We start from the raw sequence: 16,980 nt of genomic DNA, 5'->3' as shown, positions 1-16,980 counted from the left end.
CGAGGACTACTTTTAGTGGTTTCTTGTTATGAGCCCTCCTTTCCTTGCGGAAGGAGATAAGGTAAGTAAACAAGGGCACACGGGGGATGCCTAGGCTCTCAGAGGCGAAGAAGGACGTGATAAGCTGCGAAAAGCCGCGGGGATTGGCACATACGAGGTGATCCGCGGGTATCCGAATGGGGCAACCCACCTGTGTGAAGCACAGGGGCGTCTATCTTTAGTGGTAGACGGGCAAACCCGGGGAACTGAAACATCTAAGTACCCGGAGGAACAGAAAATAACAATGATTCCCTAAGTAGTGGCGAGCGAACGGGGACGAGCCCAAACCGGGTTGGTTACGGCCAGCGCGGGGTTGTAGGACCTCAACATCTGATTGTTTGATTTTAGCTGAACGACGTGGGAAAGTCGACCATAGACGGTGAGAGTCCGGTAAGCGAGAGAATCAAGCACGGTAGAGGATTCCTGAGTAGGGGGGGACCGGAGAAATCCCCTCTGAATCCAGCGGCACCATCCGCTAAGGCTACATACTCCTGAGAGACCGATAGTGAACCAGTACCGTGAGGGAAAGGTGAAAAGAACCTCGAATAGAGGAGTGAAAAGAACCTGAAACCGTGTGCTTACAAGCGGTCGGAGCCCTTTTGTGGGGTGACGGCGTGCCTTTTGCATAATGAGCCTACGAGTTACTCCTCCCTGGCAAGGTTAAATGACTCAAGTCATGGAGCCGCAGCGAAAGCGAGTCTGAATAGGGCGCAGAGTCAGGGGGGTAGACGCGAAACTTTGTGATCTACCCATGACCAGGGTGAAGGTTGGGTAAAACCAACTGGAGGCCCGAACCAGTTTCCGTTGAAAAGGATTTGGATGAGTTGTGGGTAGGGGTGAAAGGCCAATCAAACTGAGAAATAGCTCGTACTCCCCGAAATGTATTTAGGTACAGCGTCGGCGTTGAGTTACGTGGAGGTAGAGCTACCGATTGGACTAGGGGGTGTCAAAGCCTACCGAATCCAGACGAACTCCGAATGCCACGTAATATAGCCGGCAGTGAGGCGTGGGGTGCTAAGGTCCCATGCCGAGAGGGAAAGAACCCAGACCATCCGCTAAGGTCCCTAAATTCGGACTAAGTTGAACAAAGGAGGTCCACTTGCCTTGACAGCCAGGATGTTGGCTTGGAAGCAGCCATTCATTTAAAGAGTGCGTAACAGCTCACTGGTCGAGCGAGAGGGCATCGATAATACGCGGGCATCAAGTCCGGTACCGAAGCGATGGATTTGCATTATATGCAAGTGGTAGGGGAGCATTCTAGCAGCGGTGAAGGTATGCTGTCAGGCGTGCTGGAGCGGCTAGAAAAGCAAATGTAGGCATGAGTAACGATAAGGCGGGTGAGAAACCCGCCCCCCGATAGACTAAGGTTTCCTGCTCAACGCTAATCGGAGCAGGGTTAGTCGGGACCTAAGGCTACGCCGAGAGGCTACGTCGATGGACAGCTGGTTGATATTCCAGCACTTACAATGAGAAGTGATGCAGTGACGCAGAAGTGAAAGTACCGCGGGCGGACGGAAGTGCCCGTTGAAGCGCGTAGGTATAGAGACAGTAGGTAAATCCGCTGACTTTGCTGAAACGTGATAGTACCCTACGGCCTCGGCCACGGGGATAGTGTACCTAATCAGACTGCCAAGAAAACCTGCTAAGCGTTTTAATCTTATTGTAACCCGTACCGCAAACCGACACAGGTAGTCAAGGAGAGTATCCTGAGGGGCTCGAGTGAATCACGGCCAAGGAACTCGGCAAAATGGACCTGTAACTTCGGGAGAAGGGTCGCTTCCTTGTCGCAAGACAAGAAGCCGCAGTGAAAAGGCCCAGGCGACTGTTTAACAAAAACACATGACTTTGCGAACGCGTAAGCGGAAGTATAAGGTCTGACACCTGCCCGGTGCCGGAAGGTTAAGAGGGGAACTTAGTCGCAAGGCGAAGGTTTGAATCGAAGCCCCGGTAAACGGCGGCCGTAACTATAACGGTCCTAAGGTAGCGAAATTCCTTGTCGGGTAAGTTCCGACCTGCACGAATGGTGTAACGATCTGGGCGCTGTCTCAGCCGTGAGCTCGGTGAAATTGTAGTCTCGGTGAAGATGCCGAGTACCCGCCACGGGACGGAAAGACCCCGTGCACCTTTACTATAGCTTGACATTGACGCTGGGTAACACATGTGTAGGATAGGTGGGAGGCTATGAGCCGGAGGCGCCAGCTTTCGGGGAGCCAACGTTGAAATACCACCCTTGTGTTACTCGGTGCCTAATCTCCGAGACGGGGAAACAGTGTCTGGTGGGTAGTTTGACTGGGGTGGTCGCCTCCAAAAGAGTATCGGAGGCTTTCAAAGGTCCGCTCAGTACGCTTGGTAACCGTACGCAGAGCGCAATAGCAGAAGCGGGCTTGACTGTGAGGCCTACAAGCCGAGCAGGGTCGAAAGACGGATATAGTGATCCGGTGGTTCCGCATGGAAGGGCCATCGCTCAAAGGATAAAAGGTACGCCGGGGATAACAGGCTGATCTCCCCCAAGAGCTCATATCGACGGGGAGGTTTGGCACCTCGATGTCGGCTCGTCACGTCCTGGGGCTGGAGAAGGTCCCAAGGGTTCGGCTGTTCGCCGATTAAAGTGGCACGCGAGCTGGGTTCAGAACGTCGTGAGACAGTTCGGTCCCTATCTGTGGTGGGCGTTAGAGATTTGCGAGGACCTGTCCTTAGTACGAGAGGACCGGGATGGACCAGCCGCTAGTGCACCGGTTGTGGCGCCAGCTGCAGCGCCGGGTAGCTACGCTGGGATGAGATAAGCGCTGAAAGCATCTAAGTGCGAAACTCACCTCAAGATGAGATCTCTCATATACGAAGAGTCGTGGTAGACTACCACGTGGATAGGCTACAGGTGGAAGGTCCGAAATGGCCGAGCCGAGTAGTACTAATGACTCGAACACTTACCTATTACCAGCTCTTTTCTGTGGCTTCTTACTCGTTTTCTACGTCAACGTTTTTTGTTGTGGCTGTGCATTAGCCACGACCGCCAGTAATGGTGGCTTTAGCCCGGGTGTTCACCTCTTCCCATTCCGAACAGAGCAGTTAAGCCCCGGAGCGCCTATGGTACTACCTTCACCGGTGGGAGAGTCGGTCGCCGCCAACCTTACTTTCAGTCCAGCCCCCAGCGTCCCCGATCAGCGGATGCGGGGGGCTGTTCGCGTTTCTAGCCATTCCTGCTCCACCTTCCCTACCCCTCTGACACTGGACTATTTAATGGCCCATATACTCATAGCATAAAGGTTTACTCAATGATTAAGGTGTGAACTCTATGGGCATTCACATGATGTATAACATTGCTACAGAAGCATTTGGTTTGCCAGAATCCTCACAGATCGTTCAGCCTAAGTTTCGTATTCGAAGCTGCTTATATAATTAGTCTGAATTACTAGCATAACTTCAGGAGTAGTTAGTAGTATTTCAATTACTGTGTAGAGTATGTGATAAATACCTATTCATATCATAGTGTTATGTGGCAGTTTACTCCTAATTGTACACATTAGGGTGAGCAGGTAAATAAGTGATTGGTAGCCTATAGTTAAGTAATAGAGCTCAAAGAAGCCTTTGGATCAGCTGGGCGTGTCCTTTTTATTGAGTACAAATACACATATATTGGCCAGCATGCTGCTCATTTAAATCATTGCTTAAAACTGTCAGTAGCAATATCGTATTTCGCCACTGCTCATGAATATGAAGCTTTTTTATTTACACATAAAAGCGTACGAATCCCCCAATTATTAATACAAGGAGCATTCCTATAACAGAATTCGCTTTAGTTTTAGGTGTTATTAAGTACTAAATATGATCCAAAAGAAAAAAAGCGTTCACCTTATAAAAGGTGAACGCTTTTTAATTAATCAGTAAGAAGTGTTACTTAAGCTTCTCGATGATTCCTTGAAAAGCAGCTGGATGATTTAATGCCAGATCAGCCAATACTTTGCGATTCAAATCGATACCTGCTTTCTTTAGGCCGCCCATGAATTGCGAATATGACAACCCGTGCTCACGGGCACCTGCGTTGATACGCTGAATCCACAAGGCGCGGAACTCGCGCTTTTTGGTTTTACGGTCGCGATAGGCGTATAATAAACCTTTCTCGACGGCATTTTTTGCAACGGTCCAAACATTCTTGCGACGGCCAAAATAGCCTTTCGCAAGCTTCATTACCTTTTTACGACGGTGGCGTGAAGCCACATTGTTCACACTTCTTGGCATAACCTACTTTTTTTGGTGACCGGTGACAATGCTTGTCTTGCAAACCGGGTACCTGGTGGAAAACTATTAAAATGCTGAATTTACAAATAGGGAGTTGGGCCAAACTATTATCACATAGCAGCGTCCCAAACGCTACTAGATATTCAGCATATCCTTCACCCGATTCATATCGGCCGAGCTAACAAGCGTAACATGCGTTAGGTTGCGCTTTTGCTTAGTAGACTTCTTAGTGAGAATGTGGCTTTTGAAGGCGTGCTTCCGCTTCACCTTGCCCGTTCCGGTGAGCGTAAAACGCTTCTTAGCACCGGATTTCGTCTTTACTTTTGGCATTGTGGTATAAATTGAGAAAAAGGAAATGCTTGATAAAGCATCTGATTAATCAATTGCTAAGGCAACAATCAATTAGACTTACTTTAAGCCTGTTCTTCTTTGGCTTTAACTTCTTTAGGCTCTTTGGATGCAGCTTCTTTCCCCCCCTCTTTGGTGGCGGGTGCTTTAGGCTTAGCAACTACGGCCACTTTAGGAGCCAGATACAAGAACATGCGTTTACCTTCGAGTTTAGGCAACTGTTCTACTTTAGCTAAGTCCTCCAATGCTTGGGCAAACTTTAGCAGAAGAATTTCACCGCGTTCTTTGAACACGATTGAGCGGCCTACAAAGTGCACATAGGCCTTTATTTTCGCTCCCTCACGCAGGAACTCTTGCGCATGTTTCAGCTTGAAAGCGAAGTCGTGCTCGTCAGTATTAGGACCGAAACGAATTTCCTTTAGCACCACCTTCGTGGCTTTAGCTTTCATTTCGCGCGTGCGCTTCTTCTGCTCATACTTAAACTTAGAGTAGTCGATAACACGGCATACAGGCGGCACGGCCGTAGGCGAAATTTCAACTAAGTCCAAGTTTTGCTCTTGAGCTAAGCGACGAGCTTGCTCAATTGGATAAACACCTTGCTCGATGTTTTCACCGACCAGGCGCACTTCGCGGGCCGTAATCTTCTGGTTGATTTTAAACGGCTCCTCCACCTGAGCACGGGGGATGTAGCGGCGATTTGGGGTTGCTATGAGTTGGTCCTCCTTCTGAAAGGTGAGCGAATAATCTTTAGGTACTATTTAACCCAACACAGCGAGCCGCGATGAGTTTCAATCAGCGGGCAAATATCCGCTTATTTTTTGAATCTAAAAAAGTGACTATATAAAAACATGCCCATCAGAGCATTTACCATGATGGGCATGTTTTTATTTAAGCTCCCTAATTGCCTACTATCATTTCAGCTACTTGACTATTAAAGCTGCGAATGAATGCTTCAATTGGCATACTTCCTAGATCGCCTTCTCCATGTTTACGGAGTGAAACAATGCCATTTTCCTGCTCCTTCTCCCCTACAATGAGCATATACGGCACTTTGGCTATTTCAGCATCGCGGATCTTACGCCCTATCTTCTCATCGCGACTATCCAACGAGCCTCGCAACTCCGCTTGCACTAGACGGTCATAAACCTGCTGTGCGTAGTCCTGATATTTCTCAGAAATAGGTAATACAGCAAATTGCTCAGGCGAGAGCCACAGCGGGAAATTGCCGGCGCAATGCTCAATAAGCACCGCTACAAAGCGTTCTAATGACCCAAACGGAGCACGATGCAGCATTACTGGTCGCTGGCGAGAATTGTCAGGGGCCACATATTCGAGTTCAAAACGCTCGGGCAGGTTATAGTCAACCTGAATGGTACCTAGCTGCCACTTACGACCTAGCGCATCACGTACCATGAAGTCAAGCTTAGGACCATAAAAAGCCGCTTCTCCTAATTCTGTGACCGTAGGCAATCCTTTCTCTGCCGCTGCCTCTTGAATAGCACTTTCCGCTAAAGCCCAGTTTTCGTCGGAGCCAATATACTTTGTCTTGTTTTCGGGGTCGCGGAGGGATATTTGAGCAGTATAGTTTTCAAAGCCAAGCGCCCGGAACACATACAGTACAAGATCGATAACCTTGATAAACTCTTCCTTTACCTGATCTGGGCGGCAGAAAATGTGCGCGTCATCTTGTGTAAAGCCACGCACGCGGGTGAGGCCATGCAATTCACCGCTTTGCTCGTAACGATAAACTGTCCCAAACTCCGCCAGGCGCAAAGGCAAATCGCGGTATGAGCGAGGCTTGGTTTTGTAGATTTCGCAGTGATGCGGGCAATTCATTGGCTTGAGGAAAAATTCCTCACCAGGATTAGGCGTCTTGATGGGCTGAAAAGAATCAGCGCCATACTTCTCATAGTGCCCCGACGTTACATAAAGCTCCTTTGAGCCAATATGAGGGGTCACTACGGGCAGGTAGCCCGCTTTTACCTGTGCACGGCGCATGAACTGCTCAAGGCGCTCACGCAGAGCCGTACCTTTGGGTAACCACAACGGTAACCCCGCTCCTACTTTCTCAGAAAAAGCGAACAACTCTAATTCTTTGCCCAGTTTGCGGTGGTCGCGGCGTTTAGCTTCCTCCAGGCGCTCTAAGTATTCGGTCAGCTCTTTCTGTTTAGGAAAAGTGATACCGTAGACGCGAGTAAGCTGCTTATTTTTTTCGTCGCCGCGCCAGAAGGCGCCGGCTACGTTCAGCAGCTTCACTGCCTTAATAGGGCTTGTGTCAGGAATGTGCGGGCCACGGCAAAGGTCAGTGAAATCGCCTTGCGTATAAAAGCTGATCGTACCGTCTTCCAGGCGCTCTAATAAGTCAAGCTTATATGGGTCGCCTTTCTCCGTGAAATAGGCTATAGCTTCTGCTTTAGGCACTTCACGGCGTTCATACTGACTTTTCTTGCGGGCCAGCTCGAGCATTTTCTGCTCAATCTGGGGGAAGTCGTTGGTTGAGATAGTGCGGCCTTCACCTAGGTCGATATCGTAATAAAAGCCGTTTTCGATGGCTGGACCGATACCAAGCTTTACACCCGGATATAATGCCTCCAAGGCCTCAGCCATCAGGTGCGCCGAAGAATGCCAGAACGTATTCTTGCCCGCGTCATCATTCCAAGTAAGGATTTCGATGGCAGAATTCTGCATTATAGGGCGGTGCAGGTCGCGGACCTCGCCATTTACGCGCACGCCCAAAGCATTGCGGGCCAAGCCTTCGCTAATACTAGCGGCTACGTCGTAGCCCGTCGCGCCATCTACAAACTGGCGCACGGAGCCATCGGGAAGAGTGATTTCAATCATTGGTTAGGGAAAAATGCTCTACAAACAGCGTTAGGCCGCAAGTTAGTGGGTTAGGCCGAATGTGGGGGGCATTTATTAGAGCAACCACCCCAAATCTTTAGGTAAACAGCTACACTGCTCTTGGCGTCAGGAACTAATGACAGGTCTTAGTTTCACCAAAAAAGCCCCCCGCGTTGCTTAGCGAAGCGTAGGCAAGGCTCGCTCAGGCAAAGGAGCAATGGCCTGACGACTTGGACGACGGACAGTGTCACCACGTAACTGACGCGCCCGTTCTCCCGCTTTCCAGGTGCGATAAGTCCAATGTTTGTTACCTGGATTTTCGGCCACCAGAATGCGATACTGAGCAACTGCTTCAGCGGATCGGCCCAGAGCTTCAAAACTTTCTGCTACCATCTGACGGCCACCCGGCAAGCGGGGAGCCCGGCGCAGAGCGCGCTGTAGATGGGGTAAAGCGTCAGCGTAGCGCCGCTTTTTAAATGCCGCTAAGCCCAGACGGTAATCGGCACGATATAGCGTAGTATCCAACGCTACGGCACGAGTGTAAGCGCGTAAGGCACTATCAGGCCGGCTTTGCAGTTCGTGCTGGCGTCCGTAATCATACCAAAGGGAGCCATTCGTGGGCGCTAGGCGCAGGCCACGCGTCGCGTATACCGCAGCGGCGGTCGGGCGGCGGTTTGCGTTTGATAAGAAAGCCAACTGATGGAGGATTTCGGGTTGCCGAGGGTCGCGGGCCAAGCTAGCGCGGAGGTAATCCAGCGCCTGAGCGGTATCAGTTAAGGCAGCATGAGCTAAGCCTTTATAGAATAAAGCAGCAACTAGTTCCGGCTCCTGCTGTAAGGCACGGTCGAGATGGTCGAGGGCAGCCTGGTGGTGGCGGGCAGCTAAATGGGTTTCACCTACCAACAGATTCAGCTCAGGCGAAGAGAACCCGCGCTTTGAAGCCTCAGTCGCTGCACTTAACGTGGCTTCGAGCCGATTTTGAGCGCGTAAGGCGCGAGCCTTAATGAAGTAAAATTCACCGGGGGAGTCATCGAGGGCGAGGGCTTGGTCAATATCGGCTAATGCGGGAGCAATCTGACCAGCATCGAGACTAAATGTAGCGCGGCGAGCGTATAACGAAGCTTTGCGGGGTTGCCGGGCGATAGCACCATCAAGCGTCTTGGCCTGTAATTGAGGGCCGCTTTGCACGGTAGCCAAGTTTACCATCGTGGCCGGTGGGCCAGTAGGTGCTTGGTCGCAGGCGGAGGCGACAGCGACGCACAAAAACAAAGGCAGAAAACGGCGAAAAACAGCCACAGTAGCTACGAACCTTAGAAAGAAATACAGATAAGCCACAACGAGCGGAACAAAGTCAATCAACGCTATTCTCGACTACTTATCCGGCTACAAAGATAACCTCAAAGCCAACAACGATTCCGTCAGCCACACAAGACCTTACTCGACCTCATTGCGCCCGCGTTTCTTTCGCGCCAGTTGCTGCAACAGGTTCCGACAGCGCCGACTCACCTCCAGCTCTTCACTCGTGACAGGCTCCAGTTTCTGCGAAGCGACTAACACCGTAATGGCTTCGTCGAACTGGCGCTGATTCTGGTATACACGGGCAAGATCATAGCAGAATTGTATGCGCTTCGGGTCAAGCTCATGGGCGCGCTTGAGTGCGTCCACCGCTTTATTGCTACTTGCCCCGCCGGGCATCCCGCCCAAAATCAACTCACTATACACTCGCTCCAACACGTTGTAATGATCTACGCGATAGTGCCAGCGCCCGAGTAACTGCCATGTATCGGCCCAGTCGGGGCGGCGCGCGACGGCCCGAAACACGTAGGGCTGCATTTCTTTGTACATCAGCAAACGCCCCCGAGCGTGCAGCAGCGTGGCTTGATTGACTAAGGATAAGGCTACGACATAATTGGCCTCTCCCCCATCCGACTTAGCTACAAAAGCCCGATATGCATATTGTCCGGCCGACGTGAAGTATGCCGACCGACGCGTTTCGTCGGTATAGCGCGTACCGATACGCACGCTGAGCGCTGCGGCCTGCCAGAGTGCTTCATAATTTTTGGCATCTTCGTCCAGCACCTGCTCGTACTTCGCCAGCGCTTCCGAATCGAGGTATTTTCGCTGAAGCAATCGTGCCTCGGCTAATAGTTTACCTACATCCGGCACTGAAAGCGTGGCAGCCAATGCTTCCGACCCAATTAACATGAGCATTCCTAGCAGTATGAATGGCCTGTCAATACGGGGCAAAAACATAGGCTAGTAAATAGCTTGGCATTACTACCAGCGTTGTAATTTGGGGTTGGAATCCGAAACTTAATCATTCATGACTACACCTGGCAAACCACAAAAGCAGCCTATGATGTTCCTTCAAGGCTAAGTTTGCAGAATTAAGCAAAAAAAGCCCCCCAGACTGCTTCTGGGGGGCTTTTTTCTCATCTAAAACAGCTTCAACTGTGATTTTGGCTGTCGCAGAATGGCTTGGGCGCGTTCTACGTCTTCACTGGTTACTTCTACCGGGCCCGTAAGCTCCGGCAGCGGCTCAGCGGACGTGGGCGCTGCCGGTCTTGGAATCGTAGCTGGGCCGCGCTTTTTGGCCGCTGCCCGGCGCTCCGGCTCTGGACCTTCGTCGGTGAGCAGAGCTAGGGAGTGGATTTTATAGTATGCTAGCTTGTTACCAGCCGCCTTCCACCCTTTCACGTCAATAAACGTGTGCAGCGGCAGCTTTTCGGTTTCGCGGTCCGATTTCTTGTCGCGCTGCACTTTCATCTCTACCAGCGGCTCTGGGTTGGCCGTCACAACCAACAGCTTGGAACTTTTGCTTTCGGAAATAAAGGAGAATCGCTTCTCCAGCGTGCTGGTTTCGATTTTGAAGCGCTTAACGTAGTGCACTTTCGTCTCCCCTTCCACGTACACGGCGCTGAGCACGGTATCGGGCTCCAGCTTGCGCAACAGCACAATATTGGGCACATCAAAGTGATGAGCGGTATCGGGCGACTTCAGCTCGTAGCTGCCGTCCTTGTACACTACCAGCACCGTATTATCTGTGTCGAAGGTGCCCAGGTAGCGGCCGTGGCCAGCCGTGTTGAGGCGGCCTACTACGCTATCGAAGAACATCTCGCGGCCACCCAAAGTGGAGTCGCCAAGGGCCTCCTGCTTGATTCGCTTAATCGGCTGCTTGGTCACGATGTTGCCCTGCGAGCCTTTGCCTTTAATGGCCAGTTCAGCGAAGTCAAACTCAAACTGCTTCACCCGCGCCGGTGCTTTGTCCGTTAGCTGCACGCTCACAATCTCCGACTCGGAGTTTGGGTTAGCGGTCAGGTACAGCACCTTGGAGTTTTTGCCCCCCTTGGTCAGATCGTAGGTTTTGTCGCGGGTAATGCCCGTCACAAGGAAACGCTTAGCGTAAGTTACACCCGACGGTCCATCCTGATACATCATATTATACACCAGGCGGTCGTCGTTCTTGTTGTACACACCCACGTGCAGAATATCCTTGCCAACGAAGGTTTTCTCCGCAATGCGCGTAACCATGAACGAACCGTCCCGGCGAATAGCGATGATATCATCGAGGTCGGAGCAGTCACAAACAAATTCATCCTTTTTCAAGCCGAAGCCGACGAAGCCGTCTTGACGGTTCACGTAGAGCTTCTGGTTAGCTACGGCTACTTTTTGGGCCGTTACCACGTCGAAGGTGCGAAGCTGGGTTTTGCGCTCCCGACCAGTGCCGTACTTTTTCAGCAAGCCATCAAAATAGCTGATAGCGTAGCGCGTGATGTTGGCTAGGTGGTCAGCTACTTCGGCCAGCTCGGCTTCCAGCTTCTGAATGTATTCATCCGCCTTAAAGCCGTCGAACTTCGAAATGCGCTTGATCCGGATTTCGGTCAGGCGCGTGAGATCATCTTGGGTGATGGCACGGCGCAGCACAATGCGCGTGTCGTTGGCCTTCTGCTTCTCCCCTTCCACGCGCACAAATTTCTTCAGGCCCGCGTCAATGGTTTCCAGAATCTCATCCCAGGTTTCGCATTCCTCAATTTTGCGGTAGATGCGATTCTCGATGAATATCTTCTCCAGCGAAGCCGAATGCCACTTTTCGTGTAGCTCATCCTGCCGAATTTCGAGCTCTCGCTCCAGCAGCCGCACCGTTTTCTGGGTGCTTAGCCGTAGCATATCCTCCACGCCTACAAAGCGCGGCTTGTCCTCGATGATAACGCACGTATTGGGCGAAATTGAGATTTCGCAGTCCGTGAAGGCGTACAGCGCGTCCATGGTGAGGTCGGGCGACACGCCGGTGGGCAGGTGCACCTGAATCTCGACTTCGGCGGCCGTGTTATCGACTACCTTTTTAATCTTGATTTTGTTGGCCTCCGATGCCTTCACGATGCTTTCCATTAGCGCCGTGGTGGTGGTGCCGTAGGGAATATCGCGAATGACCAACATGGTTTTATCGGCCTTCTCGATGGTGGCCCGCAGGCGGATTTTTGCCCCCCGCTGCCCCGAGTTGTAATTAGTAATGTCACAAAGCCCCCCAGTCGGAAAATCAGGAAACAACTGGATGTCACGGCCTCGCAGCACGTCGATGCTGGCCTTGCACAACTCGCGGAAGTTGTGGGGCATAATCTTGGTGCTCAGGCCTACGGCAATACCTTCTACGCCCTGGGCCAGCAGCAGCGGAAACTTGACGGGCAGCGTGGTCGGCTCGCGCTTGCGGCCGTCGTAGCTCATCTGCCAGTCGGTGATGTCAGGATTGAACACCACGTCGAGCGCAAACTTGGACAAGCGCGCCTCGATATAACGCGGCGCGGCAGCTCCGTCGCCGGTGCGAATGTCACCCCAGTTGCCCTGGGTTTCGATCAGTAAGTCTTTCTGCCCCAGATTCACCATCGCGTCGCCGATGGAAGCGTCGCCGTGCGGGTGATACTGCATAGTTTGCCCAATAACGTTGGCCACTTTATTAAAGCGACCATCGTCCATCTCCTTCATGGCGTGCAAAATGCGGCGCTGCACGGGCTTCAAACCATCTTCAATGGCAGGCACAGCCCGCTCCAGAATCACATAGGACGCGTAGTCCAGAAACCAGTTCTGATACATACCAGCCACGGTGGCCACGTCATGAATGGTTTCGCCGGGGGCAAACTTGGGCTCCTCCTCCGTTTCTTCCGTCACCGGCGTGGGCTCAGTCGTAACATGCACATCCTCGGACGACTCAGACAGCAGCAATTCGCCGGAGGCACTCACTACAAATTCTGCCTTTTTCTTTTCCGATGCAGCATCAGCATCCTCGGGTGTGGCCGACGTAGACTCGAACTCAAAGGAGTCGCCGGCGCCAAATAGGTTTGGCTGCTCTTCCTGGTTCGGGTCTTGGGGGTTCTTCTCTTCTGACACAGTGGGGTGTGGCGCTTGCCACGGTTAATGTTCTTGTACCTCTCTTTCAGCCGCAGAACTGAAAGGCTTTTCACTAAAGACGCCTGAAAATGAATAACAGGCAAAAAACGTATTGTTCAACTCATGCAGTTCGAGTAAAAGCTACGAAGAGTATCAACGGGGCGCAGGCTTCTGGCACCACGAGCTTGCGTATCAAAAGTACCGTTAGCTGCGCAGAACGCAATATTTGTAATGCTTGACACGCCCATAAAGTTCCCAATAATATTAGCTAAACACAAGCACGAACACAACTTTCTGTGGCTTCAAACCGCTTTTATTCACTAATTATAATTGCTAATCAACGCCATTAATACTAATAAATTTAGCTAATCATAGAATACAATCAATAATAAATCTTCGTTTTTGGAGGCTTACCATAACTGATGCTCTCAAATAGAACTGTCGGATAAATTTTATCTTGACTTGTCAAGTGGCCGCCGTACTGTTTCCCTTTATTCAATTAGTCACCTTTTATGATTGATTTGGTTATAAATGCGCGTCAGGCGTCCATTAGCGCTGGGTTTGATGTGCGGCGTATTCTGCCATTTCGGGAGCGGCGCATGGTGGGGCCGTTCATTTTTATGGATCATGCCGGACCGGTGGGGCTTCCTCCTGAGCAGCTGCAAAGTCTGGATGTGCTGCCGCACCCGCATATTGGGTTGTCCACGGTGAGCTACTTGTTTGGCGGCCAGGTGACGCACCGCGATAGTTTGGGAGTGGAGCAAATCATCCGGCCGGGTGAGGTAAACTGGATGACGGCGGGTAGTGGCATTGCGCATTCGGAGCGGTTTGAAGACCCAGCTACGCTGAGCGGTGGGCAGCTGGAAATGATTCAGACCTGGGTGGCTTTGCCCGAAGCCGATGAGGACAGTGCTCCCAGTTTCCGGAATTATCAACCCCAGGAGCTTCCCATCTTCACCGATTCGGGGGTGTGGATGCGCCTGATTGCGGGCAACGCTTTTGGGCTGCGCAACGACGTGCGCACGCATTCGCCCCTGTTTTACCTACACGTGGTGTTGCAGCCGGGCGCTCGGTTTGGTATGCCGCAGGGCCACCGGGAGCGCGGCGCTTACGTGGCTAAAGGGCAGATTGAGGTGAGCGGCACCCGCTACTCGGCGGGGCAGTTGCTGGTGTTTACACCGGGTCAGGACCCGGTAATGGTGGCTCTGGAAACGACCACTTTGATGCTGCTGGGTGGCGAGCATGTAGGCCCGCGGTTCATCTGGTGGAACTTCGTATCGTCGCGGCGGGAACGGATTGAGCAGGCCAAGGCCGACTGGCAGGCGGGCCGCATTGCGCTGCCGCCGACCGATAACGCTGTGTTTATCCCGCTACCAATGGATAACTCTCGTCCGGCCCAATCGGCGGCACCGGAACCGCTGTCGTGAAAGCAGGTATCTGCGCTGGGGGGCAAATTATTGCTTGTGGCAGGCAACTGTTGCTAGTAAGGGCGGCGTCTGGCTGGTGAAGCGCTAAGAAATGCGTCATTTGCATATACGCCGCTTGCGTTAGCCATCCCACGCTCCTATCCTACTCTATCTGTGCGTCTCCTCCACAATTCCCTGCCAGTCTTGCTGACTCTGGCCACCCTTGCTTCTGTTAGTGCTCAACAACCAACTGCTACAATATATCGGGCCACGGAACGGCGGATTAATGACCTCGTTCACACCAAGCTTGACTTGCAGTTCGACTACAAAAAGCGCTATGCCTATGGAAAGGAATGGCTGACGCTGAAGCCCCACGCCTACCCCACCGATTCGCTCCGCTTGGACGCCAAAGGTATGGACATCAAGACTGTGGCACTGATGAGCAATGGCACTGCACAACCACTCAGGTTCAGCTACAACGACGAGCGAAACCTCCGCGTGAACCTGGGCAAGAAAATGCCCCCCGGCGCTAATTATACCATTTACATTGAGTACACAGCTAAGCCCGACGAAGCCAAGGTGAAGGGTAGCGCCGCCATTTCGGAGGCAAAGGGCTTGTACTTCATCAATCCCGACAGTACCGTGGCCGGAAAACCCGTACAGATCTGGACGCAAGGCGAAACGGAGGGCTCGTCGGTGTGGTTTCCGACCATTGATCGGCCCAACCAAAAGACAACTTCCGAAATCAGCCTGACCGTACCCAGCAAGTATGTGACGCTGAGCAACGGGGCCCTGGTGAGTCAGAAGCCCGCTGGCGCCGGCTTACGCACCGATACCTGGAAGATGGAGCAGCCCCACGCGCCCTACCTGTTCATGCTGGCCATTGGCGACTTCCGCATTACCAAAGATACCTGGCGGGGCAAGGAAGTGAGCTACTATCTGGAGCCTAAATACGCTGATCAAGCCCGGGCTGTATTCGGTAAAACGCCCCAGATGATGGAGTTTTTTTCAAAGCGTCTGGGCGTCGATTTTCCGTGGAATAAATTCGCTCAGGTTGTAGCTCGCGACTTTGTGAGTGGGGCTATGGAAAATACCACCGCGTCATTGTACGGCGAGCAGGCCCAGGGAACAGCGCGCGAATTACTTGATTGGGAATACGCCGGTGTAGAACGCGAGATTGCCCACGAGCTATTTCATCACTGGTTTGGTGACTTCGTAACGACCGAAAGTTGGAGCAATCTGACCATGAACGAGTCGTTTGCCAACTTCAGTGAAGTACTCTGGGCTGAGCACGCCTATGGCCCTGATGCCGGCGCCGCCCAAGCTGACCGAAGCCTGCGCAACTATCTGCGGGGTGGCCCCAGCAATTATGAGAAGCCGCTGGTACGCTTTCAGTATGCCGATAAAGAGGACATGTTCGATGGTGTGTCCTACCAAAAAGGCGGTAGCATTCTCAACATGTTGCGCGCCACGTTGGGCGAGGAAGTCTTCTTTCAGGGCCTGAAGCGTTATCTGACGCAAAACGCTTTTGGTACCGGTGAGCCGCACCAGTTGCGGCTGGCGTTGGAGGAAGTATCCGGGCAGGATCTGAACTGGTTTTTCAATCAGTGGTATTATCGGGCGGGCCATCCCGTTGTCACCATCGATTATCAGTGGGACGCACCCCGCAAGCGCCAAGCGGTGGTAGTACGCCAAACGCAGACCGGGGGCTTTTTGAGCTGCCGCTGTTGGTAGATGTGTATACCGGTGGCAAAGCCCAGCGCTACCCTGCTACGCTACGTAAGGCCGTAGATACGCTGTACTTCCCGGCCGCTACCAAACCAGATTTGGTAAACGTGGATGCGGCTAAAGTGCTGGTGTGGCAGAAACAGGATAATAAGTCGTTGGCCGAATATGCGTATCAGCAACTCCACGCCACACACTACCTCGACCGGCGCGAAGCCCTTACTGCCGCCCAGGCCAATGCCACGGACCCATTAGCCCAAAAAATGCTGCTGGCCGGCTTAAAGGATAAATCGCCTGCTCTGCGGGAGATGACCGTGCAGGCACTCGACCTCAAAAATGCCCCCCAGCGCAAAGCAGCGGCTCCCATACTGGCCAAGCTAGCCACCACAGATTCGTCGGTGCAGGTGCGGGCGGCGGCGCTTACAGCGCTCGGCACGTTGGAGGAGAAGCGCTACGCCAAGCTGTTTACCAAAGCCCTCGAAAGCAAATCGTACCGGGTGCAGGGGGCGGCGCTGCAAGCCCTGCTGCCGCTGGAACCCAAGCAGGCCCTGGCCCGCGCTACCGCCTTTGAGGCCGATAACAAAGGAGCATTAACCACGGCGCTGGTGAGCGTATATGGTCAGGCGGGCGGCCAAGCCCAGTGGCCGCTAGTGTTGCGCAAGTTCGATGCGGCCGAACCAAACGCACAATTCGATATGCTGGCTGGCATGGTGCCCCTGCTCAGCCGCCTTGAAGATCCCTCGGCGCTTTCCGAAGGTATTAAGCGCATGAAGGATCTGGCCGTGAAATTTAAAGCCTACGGCGTCGCCGAACCAATCACTCGAGGGCTGCGTCAGATTGAGCAGCAGCAGGCCGCACGACCAACCGCCGCTGAAGCCAAGTCGTTGGTAGATGCAGCGGTGAAAGAAATCCAAGACGCCAAGTAGCGCTGGATTCAAACTACTTTTTCCGTAAAAAAGCCCCCAGAATAATCCTGGGGGGCTTTTTTGGTGGCGTATGGACT

General features: G+C 52.6%; 9 protein-coding genes, 2 rRNA genes and 1 pseudogene. 5 read left to right on the top strand and 7 right to left on the bottom strand.

Going from position 1 to position 16,980, the window contains the following annotated elements; genetic code table 11:
* Positions 1-59 precede the first annotated feature (59 nt).
* Both G7064_RS01660 and rrf read left to right on the top strand, forming a co-directional pair.
* Positions 60-2,971 (top strand): 23S ribosomal RNA (locus G7064_RS01660).
* A gap of 83 nt (positions 2,972-3,054) precedes the next feature.
* Positions 3,055-3,166, top strand: a 5S ribosomal RNA gene (gene rrf, locus G7064_RS01655).
* A 764-nt stretch (positions 3,167-3,930) separates the two neighbouring features.
* On the opposite strand, the gene rplT is transcribed toward rrf, so the two are convergent.
* The 7 genes and pseudogenes from rplT to G7064_RS01620 form a co-directional block, all read right to left on the bottom strand.
* Positions 3,931-4,275, bottom strand: coding sequence for a 50S ribosomal protein L20 (gene rplT / locus G7064_RS01650; RefSeq protein ID WP_133272906.1), 345 nt, complete (start codon positions 4,273-4,275; stop codon positions 3,931-3,933).
* Positions 4,276-4,410: 135 nt separating this feature from the next.
* Complete coding sequence (gene rpmI, locus G7064_RS01645) at positions 4,411-4,605, bottom strand: 50S ribosomal protein L35 (RefSeq protein ID WP_133272907.1); 195 nt, start codon at positions 4,603-4,605, stop codon at positions 4,411-4,413.
* Between the two features lie 170 nt (positions 4,606-4,775).
* Positions 4,776-5,333: pseudogene (gene infC, locus G7064_RS01640) on the bottom strand (translation initiation factor IF-3); the annotation flags it as partial.
* A 187-nt stretch (positions 5,334-5,520) separates the two neighbouring features.
* Positions 5,521-7,464 carry a threonine--tRNA ligase gene (gene thrS / locus G7064_RS01635; protein ID WP_166072182.1) on the bottom strand — a complete coding sequence of 648 codons (1,944 nt, stop codon included), beginning with the start codon at positions 7,462-7,464 and terminating at the stop codon, positions 5,521-5,523.
* A gap of 177 nt (positions 7,465-7,641) precedes the next feature.
* On the bottom strand, positions 7,642-8,760 hold the full coding sequence (locus tag G7064_RS01630; protein ID WP_166072181.1) for a tetratricopeptide repeat protein: 1,119 nt from the start codon (positions 8,758-8,760) through the stop codon (positions 7,642-7,644).
* 138 nt (positions 8,761-8,898) lie between these two features.
* On the bottom strand, positions 8,899-9,675 hold the full coding sequence (locus G7064_RS01625; RefSeq protein ID WP_166072180.1) for a tetratricopeptide repeat protein: 777 nt from the start codon (positions 9,673-9,675) through the stop codon (positions 8,899-8,901).
* Positions 9,676-9,900: 225 nt separating this feature from the next.
* Positions 9,901-12,627 carry a DNA gyrase/topoisomerase IV subunit A gene (locus tag G7064_RS01620; RefSeq protein WP_240935905.1) on the bottom strand — a complete coding sequence of 909 codons (2,727 nt, stop codon included), beginning with the start codon at positions 12,625-12,627 and terminating at the stop codon, positions 9,901-9,903.
* Positions 12,628-13,358: 731 nt separating this feature from the next.
* On the opposite strand from G7064_RS01620, the gene G7064_RS01615 reads away from it, so the two are divergent.
* From G7064_RS01615 to G7064_RS01605, 3 genes are all read left to right on the top strand, one after another.
* Positions 13,359-14,273 (top strand): pirin family protein, encoded by a 915-nt coding sequence (locus tag G7064_RS01615; RefSeq protein ID WP_166072179.1) that lies wholly within the window; start codon positions 13,359-13,361, stop codon positions 14,271-14,273.
* A 153-nt stretch (positions 14,274-14,426) separates the two neighbouring features.
* Positions 14,427-15,986, top strand: a complete 1,560-nt coding sequence (locus G7064_RS01610; protein ID WP_166072178.1) for a M1 family metallopeptidase — start codon at positions 14,427-14,429, stop codon at positions 15,984-15,986.
* Positions 15,905-16,903, top strand: a complete 999-nt coding sequence (locus G7064_RS01605) for a HEAT repeat domain-containing protein (protein ID WP_166072177.1) — start codon at positions 15,905-15,907, stop codon at positions 16,901-16,903. The genes G7064_RS01610 and G7064_RS01605 overlap by 82 nt, the downstream gene beginning before the upstream one ends.
* Positions 16,904-16,980 lie beyond the last annotated feature (77 nt).

The organism is Hymenobacter sp. HDW8 (assembly GCF_011305775.1).
Lineage (GTDB): Bacteria > Bacteroidota > Bacteroidia > Cytophagales > Hymenobacteraceae > Hymenobacter > Hymenobacter radiodurans.
The sequence above is the reverse complement of the archived record's forward strand: the minus strand, read 5'-3'. Positions and strand labels throughout refer to the sequence as shown.